This is a genomic window from Bacillus cereus group sp. BfR-BA-01355, from assembly GCF_022663675.1.
In the GTDB taxonomy this organism is placed as follows: Bacteria; Bacillota; Bacilli; order Bacillales; family Bacillaceae_G; genus Bacillus_A; species Bacillus_A thuringiensis_S.
This window is the reverse complement of the sequence record NZ_JAKUFY010000002.1, coordinates 39,194-60,358: the sequence shown is the minus strand read 5'-3', so window position 1 is coordinate 60,358 and position 21,165 is coordinate 39,194. Positions and strand designations below refer to the sequence as shown.

Here is a 21,165-nt window from a genome sequence, read left to right as displayed (position 1 = left end):
GTAATAATCCACAGTGTTCAACTTTTTACACTGTGGATTTTTTAGTTTGTGTTAAAGTAGCTATAAGGGTAATGTTGGTAAGGGATCTAGTGAGCTAGAAGTAAGATTGATGCAGAACTAATTAGGAATTATCACTGTTTTTTTATCTAAATATCCATAATATCTAATTGACTGTTAGTAAATTCATCAACATGTTGTTATCAGAATATATTTTTATATATATAAATTGATTTAAGAGTTTAGCTAAATCTTCAATAGGCCATATCACAAAAGGAGCAAAAGCATCAAGTGGAGTAAGTACATTTGCTAATGCAGTAAAATTAGCAAAAGAATTGAAGCCTACGCTTGAAATGTTACAATCATTTAAGAGAAATGCTTCCTATGCATTCTCTAGTGTTGGTGGAACTATCGTAACCAAAATACCTCAAGGCGAATTAATAGAAGCTTATTATAAGTTTGTGAAGTCTAAAGATGGTGGTAAGGGTAAGGGTGATGTTGGTAAGGGCGTCAGTGGGGCTGGAAGTAAGATTGATGGAGAACTAATTAGAAAATATGTACGAGATATTGAAACACAGACAAATAGAAAAATATCAAAAAAACAAATGGAAGAATTAAAAAGTGCATTAAGAAATACAGAATATAAAAAGATGACGTCTTCAGAAATAAAGAGATATAGACGAGAGTTTAATAAAATTAAGAATTCATTAATTGATGAATGGGAAAAACAAACTGGTCAAAAATGGCCAACTTATACAGAAGATGTGATTTCAGAGAAAACAGGAAAAATCTTAAGAAAAAAAGGAGAACCTTATGATGCTCATCATATAATTGAAAACTCTTATCGTGGGGAACATGAGTGGTGGAATATCCATCCTGCTAAATTTCCTAATGAGCATCAAGCTGGTATTCATGGTTCGGGTTCACCAGGAAATAAACTTTTTAATGGAGGTAAATAATATGAAGTATGATTATCTAGTATCAAATAAACATAATAGCTTTTATCCAGTAGCATTAGAAGAGATAGAAGAAGTGGAAGAGGTATTAGGTTTGAAATTTCCAAAAGAACTAAAAGATTTCTTCTTAAATGTTGGGTATGGCTTTATCAAAGGTTCTAAGTACAATATTAATCGTATTATGGACCCTTATTCTATTAGAGATTTTCGATTAAAGCAAAATGATTATGAATTTTTTCCAGACATTGAAGTTTATGATGATCTTGAAGAAGAAATAATCTTTTTTGAAGGTAATGAAACAGTTTTAATTTCAATTAAATTAACAACAGAAGAAAATAATGGGATTTATTATGATGAATTTAAAATTGCCGATTCACTAGAAGATTTTCTTGCAAAAATATCAGAAAATGATTTATATTATATGGATTTAATTGATTGAAATAAGAAGAAATATTTTATCAAATAATCATAGTTCGAGAACGTAGTCTTATTGAAAAGAGGATAGAAGCTCGTTCGATTAGGAAACGGCTTTTGTAATCGGATGAATGATAAAAACTATAGTATGTATTAAGATGAAAACTCCAGTGATTTTATGAATCATGACTGGAGTTTTTTATTCGAATATCCACATTTCGGGATTTTGTATAACCTTCCATAATATCTAATTGATTTTTAGCAACTTCATCAACATATTATTTTTATTATTTTTTTATATAGATATATCAGAGTCTAACTGAATCTTCAATAGGCCATATCGCAAAAGGAGCAAAAGCGTCAAATGGAGTAAGTACAATTGCTAATGCAATAACACTAGCAAAAGAATTGAAGCCTACGCTTGAAATGTTACAATCATTTAAGAGAAATGCTTCCTATGCATTCTCTAGTGTTGGTGGAACTATTGTAACCAAAATACCTCAAGGCGAATTATTAGAAGCTTTTTATAAGTTTGCGAAGTCTAAAGATGGTGGTAAGGGTAAGACTACAGAACCATACGATGTAGTACCGTATAGACCAAGCAATTCACCATTAGAAAATCATCATGGCGTTATGGATGTATGGGCTGAACATAATGTCCCTGATTATGTTAGTAGAGGGGCGAATACTCCAAATATAGCTTTAACTAAAGAGCAACACAATGATACTAAAGCTGTTTATAGACAATGGCTCTTTGATAAAACAGGGAAAAAGGTTGGAGGTAAAGTAGAGTGGAAATCTGTTTCAACAAAGGAAATACAAGAATTGACGGAAAAAATGTTTGATGCTGCGAATGTACCACGTTTAGTTAAGCAAGAGTATTATAGGGCTTTTAATCAATATAATTTTAGGGAGTAATTCAGATGGAAAATATTAATCAGTTGATTAAAAAAGTAAAATCATTACCTAATTGTCGAGTTCAGGAGCCTACAGAATTACCGTTAATTGATAAGAATAAGCATATGCTACCAGGTGATTTAAAAGAATTTTATAGTCTTTGTGGTGGTCTAACTTTATTTGAAAATGAGGAATATCCTATTCATATTGTTACCCCAAAGGGGTTTATTTTGGCTAATCCCGTAATTGTAGGAGAGTTATGTGAAGAAGATATTTCATCAACTTGGTATATTATATGCAATGATGGCAAGGATGAATATTTAACAATAGATCTTAGTGAAGAAAGACTAGGTAGATGTTATGATAGTTTCTTTGATCGGCATGGAATAGTTGGGGAGTCGCAAATTATTGCCACTTCATTCACTGACTTACTTGAAAAACTTATTAAGAATAATGGACAATATTGTTATTGGCTAAAGAGTGAATTTGAATCACTGGGTGATGCTTATGATGATCAAGAGTGAAAAGAGAATCTTTAAGTGAGATAGGAAAGTGACAGGGTGTTTGAAAATACGTATTCTATGATGGTTGAACCATTATGGAGTACTATGTGCAATTATAGAATAGAAAAAGAAGTACGAGTTTAGGTGAGATGAGACCATGAACAGAGAAGATTCTCTGAAACGATGTAACAATGGCAAAAGAGAATTTGTAGAACGAGAGATATTATTCCGTTATATGAGTCTGTTCGTTATGGTGAAAAGACGTATACGGATTTAGATGTGGAAGAAATAATGAAGTGGGTAGAGGAAGATGGGAAGGTGGATACATAAATATCCACCTTTTCTTTTTTTATACGGAAATTTGATTAACATGAATTATTTTTTTATATGAAACCGTCTTCAAATAGGTAAACAAAATTAACTTTATTTACTTATACTTTATTACATGTTAACCTATACTTAATTTTTATAAAATATAATTAATTTTTGATTTTTTAAGGGTGTGAAAATGTAATGAAATCGGTATTAAAAAGCATACTTATTTCCTTTGTTTTTTCTGCAGTAGGTATGTGTTGGTTACTGTACGTATTATTCAAAGGGGACGGAGACTGGTTATTGTCTTGGATAGGTGTATTAATGGCATATTTATCTTTATATACTTTAATAGATTTATATTGTAAAAATACATACGATAAAAAAATAAATAAATGGCTTATAAAAACATCGGTGACTAGTTTTAGTTTTGCTGTATTAGGAATCTCATTTTGTATCATACATGAGCTATTAACACCATGGAGTCTTAGTTTAATGGTGTGGTATTGGTTGCTAATGTTAGTATTATTTTTAACGACTATAATATCATTAATCAGTTTAGTATTTGTTAATCGTAAAAATCACAATTTCACCGTTGGATATAAAATGCTCATACTTCTAAATGTATTTCTTACATTGGGACCAGTATTATGGCCGCTATTACTTTCTATTATTGGAAATGGTATGAATGCTAGTGCGGGCTGGTAAAAAGGAATTTAGATTAGTTGTGCAAAGAATAGGATGACAAGTTGATATAGAATTTTAAATGTTTATGAGAACATGTTTACATAAAAAATGAAAACATGTTCTCTTTTTATTTGCATGCATAACTCTTCCTCAGTTTACCGTATTTAAATTTAAACGTAAGTATTTCGTAAGGAATGGATAAGAAAAAAGAGAGATTTATCATATAGGATGAAAGTATAGCTTGAATCAATCCGATATTAATGGAGGAGAGAAAGCCTTATGAAAAAATGTAATTCAATTAAGTTAGCAAGTTTTGCAGTTTTATTAGCGGGTACTGCTCTATTCACACCTGGTTTTACTGTGACTGCAGAGTCAACTCAAAATATTTCTAGTTCGTCACAAGTACATGATCAAAAGAATCGTAATGGCTGGAAACAAGTAATGCAGGAAACAGTACAGCTTGGTGCTGTAGGAATATTAGCTAAGGCGTCTAATAACGGAAAAACTAGTAGTTTTACTGCTGGCTTGGCGGACTTAAGTACAAAGAAACCGGTGAATTCGGATTATCGCTTTCGGATTGGTAGTGTGACGAAGTCGTTTACTGCCACGACTATTCTTCAATTAGTAGGAGAAAAGCGCTTACAACTTGACGATCCAATTGAAAAGTGGCTACCGGGTCTCGTGCAAGGAAATGGGTATAATGGTAATCAAATTACGATACGACAACTTTTGAATCATACGAGTGGTATCGCTGAATACTTAAAGTCAAAAGACGCGGACATAATGAATTCGAAAAAAACGTATACAGCAGAAGAAATAGTGAAAATAGGCCTTTCGCTGCCTCCAGATTTCTCGCCGGGTAAAGACTGGTTGTATTCAAACACAGGATACGTAATACTAGGAATGCTTATTGAAAAAATAACTGGAAATAGTTATGCGGAAGAAATCGAAAAGCGAATTATTGAACCTTTGGACCTATCAAATACGTTTTTACCAGGAAATTCACCCGTCATCCCAGGAAAGAATCATGCTCGTGGATATGTAAAAATGGAAGGAACAGGCGAGTTGAAAGATATTACTTATTATAATCCGAGTTTAGCTAATGCAGCTGGAGATATGATTTCTAATGCGGATGATTTAAATAAGTTCTTTTCATCTTTACTCGGTGGTAAGTTACTGAAGGAACGCGAGCTAAAAGAAATGCTTACTACAGTTCCTATAGAAGGAAAAGGGGTTGGTGACGCATACGGTCTTGGAATCTATGAGACTAAACTTCCAAACGGTGTTTCAGTTTGGGGGCATGGAGGAGGAATTCCTGGATTTACAACTTTTGCTGGGGGAGTAATTGGAGGCAAACATACATTGGCTATCAGTCTCAACTCTATAGGTGGGGTCGATATTGTTCCACAGTTTAATAAAATGATGCAAATTGAATTTAATAAATAGATGAAAAGAAAGTGAATGGAATTTTTTTATAGTTATATTTAAAAGAGGTGCTTTTTTAAGTTCGCAACTATGGACAGTAGTTGCATTTATGATATGGCATCAAGTGTATTTCAAAGTGAAAATCAATCTTAATGCTTACGATAAAAATAAAAAGGATGTCAGTTGCATGGCATTCTTTTTATTTTGAAGAAAAGAAATGTGTTTATTTCTGAAAATTGTTATTTTTATAATCTTTTCATATAATGAAAGTAATAGGGGGTATAAAGGGGAGTTATGAATAGATGATACTTTAGTTTGTTAATTATTTCTAATATTAACTAATATAACAGTGGAGTTGAATACAATGGGACAAAATCATTTTAAATGGAGTAATAAGCAATTACGAGAACATGTTGAAGTACTAGACGGCACAAGAAGTCCACACATATTATTAAAGAATGTAACATATTTAAATTCCTATATACGCGAGTGGATGACAGCGCACATTTGGATATATAATGATCGAATTGTATATGTAGGGGAGCAGCTGCCAAAGCAATTAACGGAGTGTGAAGTTGTTGATTGTGAAGGAAAGTATGTCGTACCCGGTTACATAGAACCCCATGCACATCCATATCAGTTGTATAACCCAGAGACGCTAGCGAATCATGCGATGCAGTTTGGGACAACAACTTTTATTAATGATAATTTAACTTTATTTTTCACATTAAAGCGTGAAGAAGCATTTCGTTTATTAGATGAATTCAATAAGATTCCAGCAAGTATGTATTGGTGGTGCCGTTTTGATGGACAGACTGAATTACAAAACGGGGAATCTTTGTTTAATAGTGAAGAAATAGTAGAGTGGCTACAGCATGAAGCGGTGATTCAAGGCGGCGAGCTAACAGCATGGCCCAAATTATTACATGGTGATGATGAAATGTTACATTGGGTGCAGGAAACGAAACGATTACATAAAAAAGTAGAAGGACATTTTCCAGGTGCATCTGAAACGACTTTAGCGAAGTTAAAACTGTTAGGTACAGATTGTGATCATGAGGCGATGACAGGGCAGGAAGCTTTCGCTCGTCTTATGCAAGGTTACACTGTTTCCCTAAGAAATTCTTCAATCCGTCCAGATTTAGAAGTTTTACTGAAAGAATTGTTGGAACTAGGCGTAAAGCAGTTTGATAGATTTATTCTTACTACAGACGGCTCACATCCTTCGTTTTATGCAAATGGAATGACAAACGTTATGATTTCTACCGCGATAAAACAAGGAGTGCCAGTAATAGATGCATACCATATGGCAAGTTATAATATTGCTCGCTATTATAATATGGAGCATGTGCATGGTTCAATTGCGACAGGTAGAATCGCCAATGTCAATATTTTAGAAAGTAAAGAAAATCCGGTGCCAACGAGTGTAATCGCAAAAGGACAATGGGTAAAGCGTGATAGAGTAAACAAAAATGAATCGTTACTTATAGAATGGAGTAACTTCAAAGTAACTCCACTACTGTTAGACTGGACCATAGAAAAAGAGGATATGGTTTTTTCTAATAAAGCAGGTATACACTTATTGAATAACGTTATAACAAAACCATACGTTAGCGAAATCGACTTAGGCCTTAATGAACTGTCTATTGTTCATGATGAATGTTTCCTCATGATGATTGCCCGTGATGGCAGTTGGCGAGTGAATACAGTTGTGAAAGGTTTTGCGAATGAATTAGGTGGCCTTGCTAGTTCTTATTCAGGTACAGGTGATATCATTCTTATTGGAAAGAGTAAAGAAGATATGCTTACAGCTTTTCATAGAGTAAAAGAGCTTGGCGGAGGGATTGTAATTGCTGAAAAGAATGAAGTATTGCACGAAATTGCATTACCATTGCTCGGGATTATGTCGGATGTAAAGATGAGTGAATTAATACAAGAAGAGAAAAAGATGGTGAACTTACTGCAAGCGCGAGGATATGCTTATAACGATCCAGCATTTACGATTTTATTCTTTTCTGCGACGCACTTGCCTTTTATACGAGTAACACCTATAGGATTATATGATGTGAAAAGTAGTAAGGTAGTTGCCCCGCCCGTGAATTTGATAAAGCAATATTAAAAGGAAAGGTCCTATAAAAAATTTATTTTATAGGACCTTTCTCATTTCTAGCATAAGAATATTGTAAGCCTCAAATAATATAGTATCTAAATCATTTGAGGTGATATGTAATTATGAAAAAAATATTGTACATCTTAAGCATATTTATTTTGTGTGTATCGATACAACACGTTGTACATTCTCAAACAGATGCACCAAAGTTAACTTCAGATTGTCTCGAAGAAAGTAAAATTCGGGATGAAAAGTATGTGGAAAATATTATGAAGGACATTAAATCCGTATTTCATTTGGATTTTGATGAAGGTGGCTTTTGGGAAGTTAATAAAAGAGATTTAGAAGCTGCACATTTAATGTATGGTGGTCGGATTGATGATACGTATTATAATTCGTTAACTAAAGTTTTTGAAAGTGGTGGATATAGAGGAGAGCCAAGATTGTTTGTAAAGCCGCTTGAAGCATTTTTACTCTATAAAGAAATAGACGATACAAATGTGATAAAACACCTTGAACTTGAAAAAGGGGAATGGGTTGTTACTGAAACGCAAAAGAAGCAAGGGAAAATAGTGGAATACAAACCGTTGCAATGTGAAAAAGATTATTTGAAAAAGAGATATGAGTATCATAATCCCAAATGAAATAACGGAAATTTTGAAGGAGAAAAATTTCGTTAATACTTGTAAATGAGGCGGTAGAAATTCCTAGTAATTTCGCCATAAAAAAAACGTCATTTTATAGATTAAAAATGACGTTTTTTTTATTCTCAAAGCTTTTGTATTGCACTCTCAATTTTATTCACCAAATCAGCTGACACTTTATGAAAATACCCCAAAACTACCTTTCGAATATCATCGGATATAACTTTCAAATCACTAGCTAAGTTTTCAGCGAGATGTTCTTTTTCTATCGGCTGTAACTTCGTATAAAATTCACCAGCCTGCGTAAAGTCATTTTGTTTTGTTATAGAAGTTCTTTCAAGTTTACCTTCAACGTATCTTCCGTCACCGCTCGTTATTTGCTTAGTCGGTGTCCAATCTTGCTGCTGGTTAATCGTTAATTTGCGAAATTCGGGACCAATTCTTCTTCGTTGTGAATCACTGTAAATATTAGCGCGCCCTTGCAGCATTTTATCATCTGATAGTTCTGCACCATCCAGTAAATTAGAAGGGGAAAATGCGACTTTTTCTACTTGTTCCATAAAATTTTCAGGATTTTTATTTAATACCATTTTCCCGACTGGTATGAGAGGATACGTCTGTTCATCCCATACTTTTGTGTCATCTAAAGGATCATAAGATAGGTAAGCTTCATCTTTCAGATCCATGAGCTGGACGTATAAACCATACTCCAATGGTTTACCATTTTCAATAGCATCATATAAATCTTTCCCGCTATAATCAGGATTTTCAGCAGCTAGTTTAATTGCTTCTTTACTAGTAATGTACTGTACACCTTCAAATGGGTACCAATGATACTTTACATACTTTCGATTACCTTCCGCATTTCTCCATACATATGTATTAACACTATGTCCTGGAATGTGGCGAAGACTTTTGGCCGTACCATTATTAGAGTATAAACGGACAACAAAATGAATAGATTCAGGTGCTTTAGCGACAAAACTCCAAAATCTATTAGGGTCTATTAAGTTATTTTTAGGTGAAGGCAATAATGCTTGAATCGTTTCAGGGAAACGCATCGGATCACGAACAGAAAAAACAGGGATGTGATTGCATAAAAGGTCAAAAATGCCTTCTTTCGTATAAAATTTTGTGGAAAAACCGCGTACATTTCTAGAAGTATCCGGTGTTCCTTTCGTACTAACAGCTAACGAAAATCGCACCATAACAGGAACTTTCTCATTAGAATTTTGTAAAAAACTTAATTTAGTATGTTCAAACATCGGATAGATCGTTTGAAAATAACCGAACGCACCAAAACCTTTTACATGAACAGGTCTTTCTAAAATTTTTTCATGAATAAATTCTTGTAATGACTCATGCAGTACACTATCTTGCTCTAGTACAGGCCCGCGCGCACCAATTGTTTGCGAATGAAGTTTAGCTGGTTCAGTAAATTCTCGATGTTTATTAAACTCTTCTTCTAATAAATTGTTCCTATTTTTATCATATTTTTCATTCATCGATATAGCCTCCAAATTTTTTCGTCGATTGTTACTAAATATGATTTTATAGTCTTGATTATGTATGACATGCAAAGTTCAAAGCAGTAACATACCGCTAGATGAAAAAAACACATATGTAGTGGACCTGTTGAAATAGAAGAAATTATGGAAAAATGAATATCGTGAAGAAAATGACTATTAAAATTTCAATCTGAAAAATGAATTTATACATGACTTTATAGAGAATGAACAGAAATAAACAGGGAAAATAACTAGGAGGAATTTAGTATGTCGGATTGGTTTCAATTAGATAAAGAATATATGATGTCTACATATTGTCGTACAGAGGTTGCAATGGAAAGGGGAGAAGGGTGTAAACTGTATGATGTAGATGGTAAAGAGTATTTAGATTTATTTTCTGGCGTAGGAGTAAATGTATTAGGATATAATCATCCTAAAATTGTACAAACGACAATGGAGCAAGTTGCGAAATCGTTGCATTTACCGTTTCATTTTTTAAACCCAGTTGCAATTGAGTATGCAAAGAAATTAGTAGGTTGTACTTTAAAAAGCGGAAAAGTCTTTTTTACAAACTCTGGTACGGAAGCGACAGAAACGACATTAAAATTAATTGATAAATATAGATCTATTGCGAATGAAGAGCGTGATGGAGTAGTTGTGTTAAAAGATAGTTTTCACGGGAGGACGTTAGGGGCACTACATTTTACGAGACAAGAAAAGGTATATCAAAATTTTCCTAAAACATCTATTCCTGTATATGAAGTAGAGCGCGAGAATATAGACCAATTAGAAGAAACCATTATTAAAGAAAATCCAATTGCGATTATGCTAGAGCCTGTTTTAGGTAGCGGGGGGATTTATCCTTTATCAAGTGAATATTTACATGGTGTTCAAAATTTATGTAAAAAATATAATGTACTTCTTGTCGTTGATGAAGTTCAAAGTGGAATGGGTCGAACGGGAAAACTATTTGCTTATCAAAATTTTAATATTACACCGGACATTATTCAAATCGGTAAAGGAGCAGGAGGCGGGATACCGCTAGGGGGAATTATTGTAGGTGAAAAGTTATGTGATGTATTTTCACCAGGAGATCACGGGACAACGTTTGCTCACTCATCAATGGGAACAGCATTAGGTTTAACTGTATTAAATACATTACTTGATGATGGGTTAATGCAAGAAGCTTATGAAACGTCACTATATTTAAATGACAAACTGCAAGACATTCAGAAAGAAAATTCTTATTATATTCAGGAAGTGCGTCATGCGGGGATGATGTTTGGGATAAGTGTGAATGACACGAATGAAAATGTGAAGAAATTACAGATTGAGTTAATGAATAAAGGGATGTTGGTCGATGTAACACAAGGGAATATTATTCGATTACTTCCGCCGTATATTATTACGAAAGAGGAAATTGACGCATTCACTTATGAGTTTATTTCCTGTGTTCATAACATAGCTGCTACAGCAAGTATTTAAAAAAATATAAAAAAATATAAAAAGCTAAAGAAGCCGCTATTTTAGCGGCTTCTTTAGCTTTTTAAAATAGTAAATTACTTAACATAGAGAGCATCTCATTGGACAAATAATTAATTATGTGAAACAATAATAACAGATAAGGAGACGTTAATTTTCCTTAAGTGCTTCGAATTAATTTTATTCAATAAGAGAAGGTGTGCTTAAAGAAGTTAAATTAAATAAGGAGCTGTTTTATTATATGCAACAAAATAATGATTTAAATTTTGAACCTCAAGACGTTAATATTGTCAATCCTAAACAAGCCAGGAAAGCAGTAATTGCTACTGGTATAGGAAACGCAATGGAGTGGTTTGACTTCGGATTATACGCGTATTTAGCGGTTATTTTAAGTCAATTATTCTTCTCAGGTGTTGATAATAGTGGATTGCAGCTTGTACTTACATTCGGTACATTTGCAGCAGCCTTTCTCGTTCGACCAATCGGAGGTGTATTCTTTGGTAGAATAGGAGATAAGTACGGCCGAAAAATCGTGTTAAGTACTACTATTATTTTAATGGCACTTTCTACATTATTCATCGCATTACTACCAACCTATGAACAAATTGGTGTATGGGCACCAATACTACTTTTAGTTGCCCGAATGATTCAAGGCTTCTCTACAGGCGGCGAATATTCAGGTGCAATGGTTTATATCGCAGAATCTTCTCCAGATAAAAAGCGTGGTATACTCGGTAGTGGTCTTGAAATTGGAACACTCTCAGGTTACATTGCTGCATCGGTAATTGTTACCATTTTGACGTTATTGTTAACAGATGAGCAAATGCTCAGCTGGGGATGGCGTATTCCGTTCTTAGTAGCTGCACCAATTGGTTTGGTCGGTTTATACTTACGCCGTCATCTAGATGAATCTCCAATCTTTGAAGAGATGGAAAAAGCACAAGAGGAATCTGAAGACAATGAACAATTTTCATTTATGGATATTATTAAATATCACAAAAAAGACTTCTTATTAAGCACAGTAATTGTCGCCTTCTTTAATATTACAAATTATATGATTCTTTCGTATATTCCTTCTTATCTAACTCAAGTACTTAAAGTCGAAGAAACAACAGGCTTATTAATTATTTCTATTACGATGGCACTTATGATTCCACTAGCACTATATTTCGGTAAGTTAAGTGATAAAATTGGTAATAAACGCGTTGTGCAAATTGGTTTACTTGGTTTAACTGTATTTGCAATTCCAGCATTTTTACTAATAGGTAACGGACATATTGCAGCTATATTTGCAGGTATTTTCGTACTAGGTTTCTTCTTAAGTGTATATGAAGGAACATTACCTTCATTATTACCATCACTCTTTTTCACCGATGTACGTTATCGAGCACTTTCGATCTCATTTAATATTTCTGTATCGATATTCGGTGGAACAACACCGCTCGTATGTTCATACTTAGTTCATGCAACTGGTAACCCGCTCGCACCGGCATTTTATTTAGCAGGTGTAAGTATTATTGGATTAGTTGTATTTAGTGTACTATTTGTTACGACTTCAGGGCGTGCGCTAAAAGGTTCATATCCTACAGTAGAAACGAAAAAAGAAGCACACCTAATCGCTAAAGAAGACCCTGAAGAAACACTTTGGTGGCATGAAGAGTCATTAGAAATTGAAGCAGGGAAGAATGCTTCCATTTAAAAAGCAACGTAGAAGTATAAAAAGACTCCTATGAATAAATAACGGGTTCAGTTACGGGAGAGAAAATATAAAATAACAAACAAAAAAGGGATGTAAATCACATATGATTTAGCATCCCTTTTTATATTGTTATTAAAATGTTTAAGCACTTTTATGTACTCTTGCTATTTTATATACTAAAACCATTGCTAAATTGGTTGTCTAGAAAGACCTTTAATGATAGCTCGTGGAGATGGTAAAAGTTATATCCATTCTAATTTTAATCCAAAATACGCACAAATGGCTCTAACGATAATTCGAACCCATTATAACTTTTGTATACCATTTACCACAAACGAAGGGAAAAAGAAAACAGTAAAAACACCAGTATAACGATTGGGTATTGCTGGAAAATAGTTTGATTTAAAAGATATAATTTAATTTAGATAGTTCACTCAAATAATGGTGGACTATATTTTTTAAAAGGTAAATGGAAAATTACGTTAAAATAATTATAGAGATTGTGAAAAAATGTTCTTAAACTAACGGTCAGGTTACTTTAAGCAGGATTTTTCAAAGGAAATGGTGAATATCATATTTTGAAGGGGTGATTGCAGTGAAGTAAGTGATTTTTTTATCTTGGTTAAATACTTTGAAGAAAGGGATTTATAATTATGAACACAAAACTAATAATAGTAGAAGGTTTACCTGGATTTGGAAAATCAACCACTGCAAAGCTAATAAATGAAATTCTAAGCCAAAATAAAATTGAAGTTGAACTATTTTTAGAGGGAAATTTGAACCATCCAGCCGACTATGATGGTGTATCTTGTTTTAATAAATTTGAATTTGATAGATTATTATCTAACAGTGGAGATTTTAAAGAAGTGCTTCTTAAAAGAGTTCTAAAAAAAGGAAGCAATTATTTATTACCATACAGAAAGATAAAAAATGAGTTTGGTGATCAGTTTTCGGACGAATTATTTAACGATATTTCAAAAAACGATATATATGAATTGCCATTCGATAAAAATGTTGAATTAATTGCTGACAAATGGAATGACTTTACTGAAAGTGCTCTAGAAGACAATAAGGTTTATATCTTTGAATGTTGTTTCATACAAAACTCATTAACTATTGGGATGATTAAATATGGTGAACAAAAAGAAAAAATAATAAATTATGTAATGAAAGTTGCAAAAATCATAGAGAATTTAAATCCAATGTTATTGTATGTAGAACAAGATAATCTTGAATTTTCATTTAGGAAGGCACTAAAAGAAAGAACTCCAGAATGGTCCACAGGAATCGTCGACTATTACACTAACCAAGGCTATGGGAAAGAACATAATCATTCAGGTGTAGAAGGAGCGATAAAAGTTCTTGAAGCTAGAAGGAATTTAGAATTAGAAATATTCGATATGTTAAAAATGAAAAAAGAAAAAATCAATAATACAAAATATGAAATTGACTCATATAGCTCAATGTTAAAAGATAAGTTAACAATACAAATGGTGAAATAGCTTTTTGCACTAACTGGTACTTTAGTTGAAGAAGGAAATGAAAACGCTCAGAATATTTTCTGAGCGTTTTAGTTTGCTATTTATAATGCGAAATACATACAAATTATTGTGTTATTTCTAATGGTTATTAGCATTTTTCTCTCCCTAAACTGAGCACATGAATGAAAAAATAGGAGTCTTTTGTTGTCTTATTTCTTTCTTTTCTTCAAATGTTTTTGATATGCATAAAGCTTATGAATCTCTTCCTTAAATTCATGCAGAAGTACAGTGTTTTCACCATTTGAATAACGCACAGTATTATAAGCGTCTATAATAATATCACTTTGAATATTTACATCTTCTTCATCGTTTATTCTTTCTAGCCAAGCCTCAACAGTTTCTCCCCGTTTTCTATTTAAAGGAGGGGTTAACTTACTCTCTAGCTTGAAAATTTCCTTCCGAATTTCGTTATGCGGCGGTTTATTTCGTTTAAAACGATTTTGGTTCGTTCCTTCTTTATTAGTAATAATAGTAGATTCGAAGGCGGGCATATTTGGTAAACTGAATTGTTTTCGGTTTTTTACTATTTTCCAAACGACGTAAATAGCGATAGCTGTACATGCTATTATGGTAATGCTATTTATGAGTGTGGGGTCAAAATCAGGAAGTTTTTCCCCATTGTCTTCAATTTTAGGTTTTAAGAGATGCCCTTTACTTGCCCAAACCCCTTCAGTATCTTTCAATTCAGCTGCTGAAAATAACGGATTGATAGCGTATCCGACTCCTAACGCGACTACTTCTGTGATAAAGCTAAAAATAAGACGAATAAAAGGAAAAACTTGAACAAGTACTATACTCATTACACCAATCGTAATGATAGAAATGAAACGTAATAACTGTTGATTCCGATTTGCCCCAGTTAACCAAAATGTAATCATAATGTGTATAACTAATAGTAACAGCTTCCACAAAGGTGGAAAGGGCGCATAAAATATGGCTGAAATACCAAACCAAACAATACCGCCTAATGATTTTTGTACCGGATATCCTGGTCCGACTACATGTACGATAAAGAAGAAAAGCGGTAACATAATTGCGCCGAATAGAGAGAATGGGAGAAGGAAAGAACAACCGATTATTTGAGTAATGAACAGTATGACAAATCCTGTTGTTTTTTTCTTCATGAATTTATGAATAAGAAATACGCCTACATAGCCTGTTGCTAAAAATATGGAAATAGCAACAAGGTCATCCCTGTCTGTTAATAATGAAAGGAGGAGAAGCAAAATAAAGTCATTAACGTGATAGAGCCAAGTTTTCAACGGATTCCACCATCCCTTCGCTATTAATGAGGAACGTTGGCTGCGAGAGAAGAGGGAGTTCATTTTTCTGTAAACCAATGTATATCATTGTAGACGAACGTTCTCTCTTTCTCGTTACATAATGAAGGAATCCTTGTTTCGGAAGTAACGTACTATCATCTGAAATACGTGCTAATTCTTCTAAAGCTTTTGCATATTGTGTTTGCCCTTCATATAAAGATAAATGTAATGCACCACCTTCTGCTAATACACTAATAAATAATTCAAACGGTATTTGCTGCTTCGTTGCATATTGGCAAATGTATGTTGCAAATGAAATTAAATCTTCAACGTTATCTTTCCAACCAAACCCGCGATCGGCAGCTAAAGAAAGACAAATGGTCCAACTATAATTTTTTACAGGTTCATATTGCTTCGCTTGTAATTGTTGCATTTTAGCAGATGCCTTCCAATGAATAGATCGGAAAGACTCACGCTCATATCGTTTAACACCGATAATAGATGTTTCATCATTGTAAAAAGAAAAATTCGTTCGATAAGAACCAGTTAGAAGCTGCTGAAGTTCTTGCAACCCTGCGACTTCTTTAGGAGAAGGGTACACAATAATTTCAGTTTTTAACTTATCGAAAACGGGTAGGTGTACAGTTAATAAATGAAAAGGATCTTTTAATACACATTCAAACTGTTCAATTTGAAACACACCACGTTTCGTTGTGGTTAATGTTAAATCCCACTTTTGTGCCGAATGTGCAGGTTGTGAAAATGGAAAAGAGAATAACGTTTTTGATATTTGTTCAATTCCTTGATCTTTATGCTGTATAAGAGACGAATCTAAATGAAAATAACAAACACCATTAACGAGTGGTATGTTTGCACCGTTTTTCAAATGAATAAAAAACTGTCCAGATTCATCAGGGAAAAGCCGAGTGGTTTGTTTCTCGTTTATAACTTCAAATTTTTTCTCTATGTAAGCGACATATTTATAAATGAAAATCGCAAATAAATAATAGGAGAAAAAGAGAAACATTATAATTCGTTGCGGCATAAAAAACGTAAATAGTATAGCGCCTGGCACAGTTAGTTGAATAATATGGAGTTGAAAAAATAAAGGTACAGTTACAACACGCTGTCCATTCATGCTTGCTCAATCTCCACAGGTACGTCAATTTCTTTTAAAATACTTTGCATAATATCATTTTTAGTCGTGCGCAGGGCACCTTCCATTGATAAGACAATACGGTGATTCCAAACAGAAGGAGCTAAAAATTGTATATCTTCTGGTGTGCAATATTCTCTCCCGCGTAAGAAGGCTAATGCTTGAACTGCGCGCACTAAAGAAAGTGTGGCACGTGGGCTTACACCGTTAGCGATATAATCGTGATTTCGAGTAGCTTGCGCAAGTTTAATTATGTAATGTTCTAACGGTTCTGATATGAAAATTTCTTTTACTCTTTTCTGTGATTCTAATATATCTTCTAATGAGATAACAGGTGTGACACGTTCTAATGGTATATCGTTACGAAAACGTCGCATCATTTGTAGCTCATCTTCAGGAGTAGGATAACCGATTGAAATCGTCATTAAAAAGCGATCAAGCTGTGCATCTGGAAGAGGGAAAGTCCCTTGTGATTCAATTGGGTTTTGCGTCGCAATAACAAAGAACGGTTTCGGCAGAGGCGTAGATTGTTTTTCGAGCGTCACTTGTCGTTCTTCCATCGCTTCTAACAAACTCGACTGCGTTCTCGGCATTGCACGGTTAATTTCATCTGCCAGCAAAATGTTTGTCATAACTGGTCCAATTCTTAATTCGAATTCGCTTGTTTTTGGGTTGAAGTATTCAATACCTGTTATATCACTTGGAAGTACATCAGGGGTGAATTGAACGCGAGAAAAACTACCACCAATACTTTTGGAAATGGTTTTCGCCAGTAACGTTTTCCCAGTACCAGGCACGTCTTCGAGTAGTGCATGTCCATCAGCAAGAAGTGAAACGAGCAGTAGATCAATAACATTTTCTTTCCCAACAAACACAGATCCGATGTTTTCTTTCAATTTATGTATCATATGTACCATTCCTTTCATTATAAAAGAGCTAATATTTCTATATTTTAACAAATTATTCAGAAAATTTGTATGTTTTTTTAATTCAAAGAAATGGATATTTAATTATTAAATTACTCTTGCATATTTTGGAATATGATTATACAATATCGATATACGATGTATCGTAAGTCGATATATCATAAGGCGATGTATCGGAGGTAGTTATAATGAATGGGAAGGCGCAAAAATATATTCCGTTAACTGAGGCGACATATTACATACTGTTATCACTAGTGAAACCAATGCACGGATATGGAATTATGCAAATGGTAGAAGAGATGACAAATGGGGAAGTAAAGCTCGGTCCTGGTACTTTATACGGGAATACGACGAAATTACTTAAAGAAAAATTAATTGTTGAAGTTGCCTCTACAGATAGAAAGAAGTGCTATGAGTTAACGCCGTTTGGGAGAGAAGTGTTAGAGCTAGAATATAACAGATTGCAGAGATCTGTAAGGAATGGAAATAGTATATTAGGGGAGTGAATGGGAAATGGAGACAAAGAAGGTATTCAAACCTTTTGCGATATGGAGCTTGGAAAAAGAAGAAGCTTTTTTAAGAAAAATGCATCAACAAGGCTGGGCGTTACAAAAGTATAACGTAATGTATAGGTTTAAGAAAACTGAGCCGAAAGATGTAGTATATAAAGCAGACTTTAGATTAGAGTATAAAGATTCGACAGAAAAACAAAAAGAATATATCGAAATATATGAAATGTGTGGTTGGAAACATGTAACGAGTTTTGCGAAGTGGAATTACTTTTGTAAAGAAGTAGAAGAGGAAAATGAGTTACCTGATATTTATTCAGACAAAGAAACGAAGATACAAAAACTTGTTGAATTGATACAGTTCGTTGCAATTATGTTTGTAATGTTAATTCCAGTGCTTTACTTATGTTTTCTTGGAGTATCAGAATCAGGATTATATAAAGGTATGGTAGGGTTTTTAGTTTGTATATATTTATATGCGTTTATTAATTTATTTAGGAAGATTAAAAAGTTAAAAAAGGAAATATTTTAACAAAGAGTGATATTCTTAGAGAAGATATATATTGATGGGAATCAACTTCTCTAATTTCTATATATATTTTTTTTGTTCATTCTTTTTTATATAATAAAAGACCAACTTTTTAATTCATAGAACTAACAGTTACAAAGATAATATCAGTAACAACACCTAAAAAAATCATAAATGAAGAAGAAATAATCAACAATAACGAACTAGCAATTAATATTAATTTATTAGATTTTTGATTTTAAAAATGGTAGTAAAGTAAAAGACTACAAATAGTAGAAACAATCCATATTGTTAGATCGTAAGGAGTCGTTATTTTCTCCCAATCGAAGATCCAAAAGTAAAAGATGACTATATGACAAGTTAATAGTAGAAATATTGATGGAAGCGTTATCTTTTTATTGTTTGTTTTACCTCTCTTATGTAAACATTTCTAAAAGAGTGCGAAGTTTAACATATAATAAGGAAGAAACACATTTTTAATTAAGTTATTAAACGGAAAAATCCCTTATAGAAAAATCTATTTCTATAAGGGATAATAATGTTTTTATTAGAAAGACTGATTTTGAGCAGGTTTAATAAATTGTTCTGGGTTTTCAACAAGCCCACATACAGCGCATTGGACGCGATAAGTAGGTCCTTGATAGGCCATATGAAAAGCATTCATCGTGTCATTTGTATATTCTTCTTCTACTTGACCAGTTTGTGGATTTAATTTGACTGGTTTTACTTGTTGCTCAAGAATATTAAAGCGAGTACGGTTCGTTTTACAACTTGGACATAGCATTGGTTCCATATGTATACACCTCCATTTGTATCATTTCTTAAACTCTTTAATTTTATGCAAGCAAAAAACTTTCTCAATATAAATAGGTGTTTAATGTATTTAAAATTCAGAAAAAATAAAATATAATAAAAGTACGAACTGGTTATGTCCAAACCAAATCTCCTGTTTTATGCCAATAAGCTGGGGGGCCGAGAAATCGGCCTCATTTTTTTTGCTCATTACTACAAAGAACAAGGTTTTTATGAGACTTTTGTCGAAATTTTAGGGGTAGATATAAAGGGGGATGTAAAATGGATTTGAAAATGAAGTACATCATTTTATATGTAGAAAAGTTTGAGGAATGTTTAAAATTCTATAAAGATATTTTACAGTTACCTATAAAAGCAGAGCACGGTACATATATTGAATTTAATACTGGAACTACCATTTTAGCGATGAATACGCGGCAAGATGTGAAAGAATTAACAGGACTACCGCTTACAGAAGGTGAATTACAGTCTTCTCATTTCGAATTAGGATTCGTTGTTGAGAATGTACAAGAAACGATTGAGCAATTTAGAGAACAAGGTATTAAGATTTTAGTTGAACCTATTGTAAAACCGTGGGGACAAACAATTTCTTACATTGCTGATCCAGATGGAAATTATATTGAAATTTGTAGTTCATTAGAATAGAGGGAGAAAGAGAGATGGGATTTCCGAAACTAGAAACAGAACGTTTATTCTTAAGAGAACTTACACTATTAGATGCGGAAACGATGTTCCGTTATTTTTCGAAAGAATCTGTTATACGTTATTTCGGAATGGATTCTTTCCAAAATATTGAGCAAGCGAAAACAACGATTCAAACGTTTAAAAATCGTTATGAAGAAGGAAGTGTATTTCGCTGGGGAATCGAGAAAAAAGGGACGGGCCAATTAATTGGGACGTGTGGATTTCATTTAATTAACAATCATCATAGACGAGCTGAAATTGGTTATGAATTAGATGATACATATTGGGGACAAGGGTACGCAACGGAAGCGTTACAGGCGATTTTAGCTTACGGGTTTGAAACATTGCAACTTATAAGAATTGCTGCTGTTGTATATGTAGAAAATAAAGCTTCTCAAAAATTATTAAGTAAAGCAGGGTTTCAAGAAGAAGGATTACTTCGAAAACATATGATTCAAAATGGAGTTGCTCATGATACTATTTTATATTCTTTATTAAAAGAAGAGTGGAAGAAGTAATGAGCACAAACGAACTTATAAAGATTATGAAGAAGCATAGGGAAAATAGATTCATTTTAGGTATAGATGGTTTAAGTCGATCTGGAAAAACAACATTCGTAGCAAATTTAAAAGAAAATATGAAACAAGAAGGCATTCCGTTTCATATTTTTCATATTGATGATCACATAGTGGAGCGTAATAAACGCTATCATACAGGATATGAAGAATGGTATGAGTATTATTGTTTACAGTGGGATATTCCATACTTGAGGCAGAAGTTTTTTCAGAAGTTACAACATGAGACAAAACTGACTTTGCCTTTTTATCAAGAGGAAACAGACTCATGTGAAATGAAAAAAGTACAGATTCCTATTGTAGGCGTAATTGTTATTGAAGGAGTCTTTCTACAGCGAAAAGAATGGAGAGATTTCTTTCATTATATGGTCTATTTGGACTGTCCAAGAGAGACAAGGTTTCTACGTGAGAGTGAAAAAACGCAGAAAAACCTTTCAAAGTTTGAAAATAGGTATTGGAAAGCAGAGGATTATTACTTAGAAATGGAATTGCCGAAGGATAGGGCGGATTTAGTCATTGAATGATTTGAAAATAGA

At 33.3% G+C, this 21,165-nt stretch carries 20 protein-coding genes and 4 pseudogenes; 18 read left to right on the top strand and 6 right to left on the bottom strand.

The window, feature by feature from the left end; genetic code table 11:
- Positions 1-350 precede the first annotated feature (350 nt).
- The 9 genes and pseudogenes from MR167_RS01330 to MR167_RS01290 all read left to right on the top strand — a co-directional run bounded on the left by MR167_RS01330 (position 351) and on the right by MR167_RS01290 (position 7,945).
- Entirely contained in the window at positions 351-956 is a 606-nt protein-coding gene (locus MR167_RS01330) for a hypothetical protein (protein WP_463426709.1), read from the top strand.
- Position 957: 1 nt separating this feature from the next.
- On the top strand, positions 958-1,392 hold the full coding sequence (locus MR167_RS01325; protein ID WP_000872947.1) for an SMI1/KNR4 family protein: 435 nt from the start codon (positions 958-960) through the stop codon (positions 1,390-1,392).
- A 545-nt stretch (positions 1,393-1,937) separates the two neighbouring features.
- Positions 1,938-2,285, top strand: a pseudogene (locus MR167_RS01320) (sugar-binding protein); the annotation flags it as partial.
- Between the two features lie 5 nt (positions 2,286-2,290).
- Entirely contained in the window at positions 2,291-2,788 is a 498-nt protein-coding gene (locus MR167_RS01315; protein ID WP_000427920.1) for an SMI1/KNR4 family protein, read from the top strand.
- A gap of 135 nt (positions 2,789-2,923) precedes the next feature.
- Positions 2,924-3,097, top strand: a pseudogene (locus tag MR167_RS01310) (signal peptidase II); the annotation flags it as partial.
- Between the two features lie 183 nt (positions 3,098-3,280).
- Positions 3,281-3,787 (top strand): DUF3902 family protein, encoded by a 507-nt coding sequence (locus MR167_RS01305; RefSeq protein WP_000843837.1) that lies wholly within the window; start codon positions 3,281-3,283, stop codon positions 3,785-3,787.
- Positions 3,788-4,045: 258 nt separating this feature from the next.
- Positions 4,046-5,212 (top strand): serine hydrolase domain-containing protein, encoded by a 1,167-nt coding sequence (locus tag MR167_RS01300; protein WP_000710629.1) that lies wholly within the window; start codon positions 4,046-4,048, stop codon positions 5,210-5,212.
- Positions 5,213-5,555: 343 nt separating this feature from the next.
- On the top strand, positions 5,556-7,310 hold the full coding sequence (locus tag MR167_RS01295) for an adenine deaminase C-terminal domain-containing protein (protein ID WP_000531325.1): 1,755 nt from the start codon (positions 5,556-5,558) through the stop codon (positions 7,308-7,310).
- Positions 7,311-7,423: 113 nt separating this feature from the next.
- Positions 7,424-7,945, top strand: a complete 522-nt coding sequence (locus tag MR167_RS01290) for a hypothetical protein (RefSeq protein ID WP_000723219.1) — start codon at positions 7,424-7,426, stop codon at positions 7,943-7,945.
- 125 nt (positions 7,946-8,070) lie between these two features.
- Here the strand turns inward: MR167_RS01290 and MR167_RS01285 are convergent, their stop codons facing one another.
- Positions 8,071-9,450 (bottom strand): catalase, encoded by a 1,380-nt coding sequence (locus MR167_RS01285; protein WP_242313722.1) that lies wholly within the window; start codon positions 9,448-9,450, stop codon positions 8,071-8,073.
- Positions 9,451-9,720: 270 nt separating this feature from the next.
- Between MR167_RS01285 and MR167_RS01280 the strand changes: the two genes are divergently transcribed.
- The 4 genes and pseudogenes from MR167_RS01280 (at position 9,721) to MR167_RS01270 (ending at position 14,136) form a co-directional block, all read left to right on the top strand.
- Complete coding sequence (locus tag MR167_RS01280; protein WP_001286468.1) at positions 9,721-10,938, top strand: aspartate aminotransferase family protein; 1,218 nt, start codon at positions 9,721-9,723, stop codon at positions 10,936-10,938.
- A 238-nt stretch (positions 10,939-11,176) separates the two neighbouring features.
- A complete protein-coding gene (locus MR167_RS01275; RefSeq protein WP_001186930.1) occupies positions 11,177-12,634 on the top strand; it encodes an MFS transporter in 1,458 nt (485 codons plus the stop codon).
- A 192-nt stretch (positions 12,635-12,826) separates the two neighbouring features.
- Positions 12,827-13,006, top strand: a pseudogene (locus MR167_RS33595) (hypothetical protein); the annotation flags it as partial.
- 281 nt (positions 13,007-13,287) lie between these two features.
- Positions 13,288-14,136 (top strand): P-loop NTPase family protein, encoded by an 849-nt coding sequence (locus MR167_RS01270; RefSeq protein WP_001093192.1) that lies wholly within the window; start codon positions 13,288-13,290, stop codon positions 14,134-14,136.
- Positions 14,137-14,324: 188 nt separating this feature from the next.
- Here MR167_RS01270 and MR167_RS01265 read toward each other — a convergent pair whose 3' ends face one another.
- The 3 genes from MR167_RS01265 to MR167_RS01255 are packed head-to-tail and all read right to left on the bottom strand — an operon-like array spanning position 14,325 to position 17,501.
- Positions 14,325-15,437, bottom strand: a complete 1,113-nt coding sequence (locus MR167_RS01265) for a DUF4018 domain-containing protein (protein ID WP_242313720.1) — start codon at positions 15,435-15,437, stop codon at positions 14,325-14,327.
- Positions 15,412-16,575, bottom strand: a complete 1,164-nt coding sequence (locus MR167_RS01260) for a DUF58 domain-containing protein (protein WP_242313718.1) — start codon at positions 16,573-16,575, stop codon at positions 15,412-15,414. Before MR167_RS01260 ends, MR167_RS01265 begins: the two co-directional genes overlap by 26 nt.
- Complete coding sequence (locus MR167_RS01255; RefSeq protein ID WP_242313716.1) at positions 16,572-17,501, bottom strand: AAA family ATPase; 930 nt, start codon at positions 17,499-17,501, stop codon at positions 16,572-16,574. The genes MR167_RS01260 and MR167_RS01255 overlap by 4 nt, the downstream gene beginning before the upstream one ends.
- Positions 17,502-17,707: 206 nt before the next feature.
- Here MR167_RS01255 and MR167_RS01250 point away from each other — a divergent pair, with 206 nt between their 5' ends.
- On the top strand, positions 17,708-18,025 hold the full coding sequence (locus tag MR167_RS01250; RefSeq protein WP_001013435.1) for a PadR family transcriptional regulator: 318 nt from the start codon (positions 17,708-17,710) through the stop codon (positions 18,023-18,025).
- A gap of 79 nt (positions 18,026-18,104) precedes the next feature.
- Positions 18,105-18,560, top strand: a complete 456-nt coding sequence (locus MR167_RS01245; RefSeq protein ID WP_003263013.1) for a DUF2812 domain-containing protein — start codon at positions 18,105-18,107, stop codon at positions 18,558-18,560.
- A gap of 109 nt (positions 18,561-18,669) precedes the next feature.
- Here MR167_RS01245 and MR167_RS01240 read toward each other — a convergent pair.
- Positions 18,670-18,948: pseudogene (locus MR167_RS01240) on the bottom strand (hypothetical protein).
- A 156-nt stretch (positions 18,949-19,104) separates the two neighbouring features.
- Positions 19,105-19,350 (bottom strand): hypothetical protein, encoded by a 246-nt coding sequence (locus MR167_RS01235; protein WP_000433605.1) that lies wholly within the window; start codon positions 19,348-19,350, stop codon positions 19,105-19,107.
- A 281-nt stretch (positions 19,351-19,631) separates the two neighbouring features.
- On the opposite strand from MR167_RS01235, the gene MR167_RS01230 reads away from it, so the two are divergent.
- From MR167_RS01230 to MR167_RS01220, 3 genes are read left to right on the top strand one after another with little or no spacing between them, the layout of a single operon-like run.
- Positions 19,632-20,015 (top strand): VOC family protein, encoded by a 384-nt coding sequence (locus MR167_RS01230; protein ID WP_000364500.1) that lies wholly within the window; start codon positions 19,632-19,634, stop codon positions 20,013-20,015.
- 14 nt (positions 20,016-20,029) lie between these two features.
- On the top strand, positions 20,030-20,572 hold the full coding sequence (locus tag MR167_RS01225) for a GNAT family N-acetyltransferase (protein ID WP_000506642.1): 543 nt from the start codon (positions 20,030-20,032) through the stop codon (positions 20,570-20,572).
- Complete coding sequence (locus MR167_RS01220; RefSeq protein ID WP_000106089.1) at positions 20,572-21,153, top strand: kinase; 582 nt, start codon at positions 20,572-20,574, stop codon at positions 21,151-21,153. The genes MR167_RS01225 and MR167_RS01220 overlap by 1 nt, the downstream gene beginning before the upstream one ends.
- Positions 21,154-21,165: the final 12 nt, after the last annotated feature.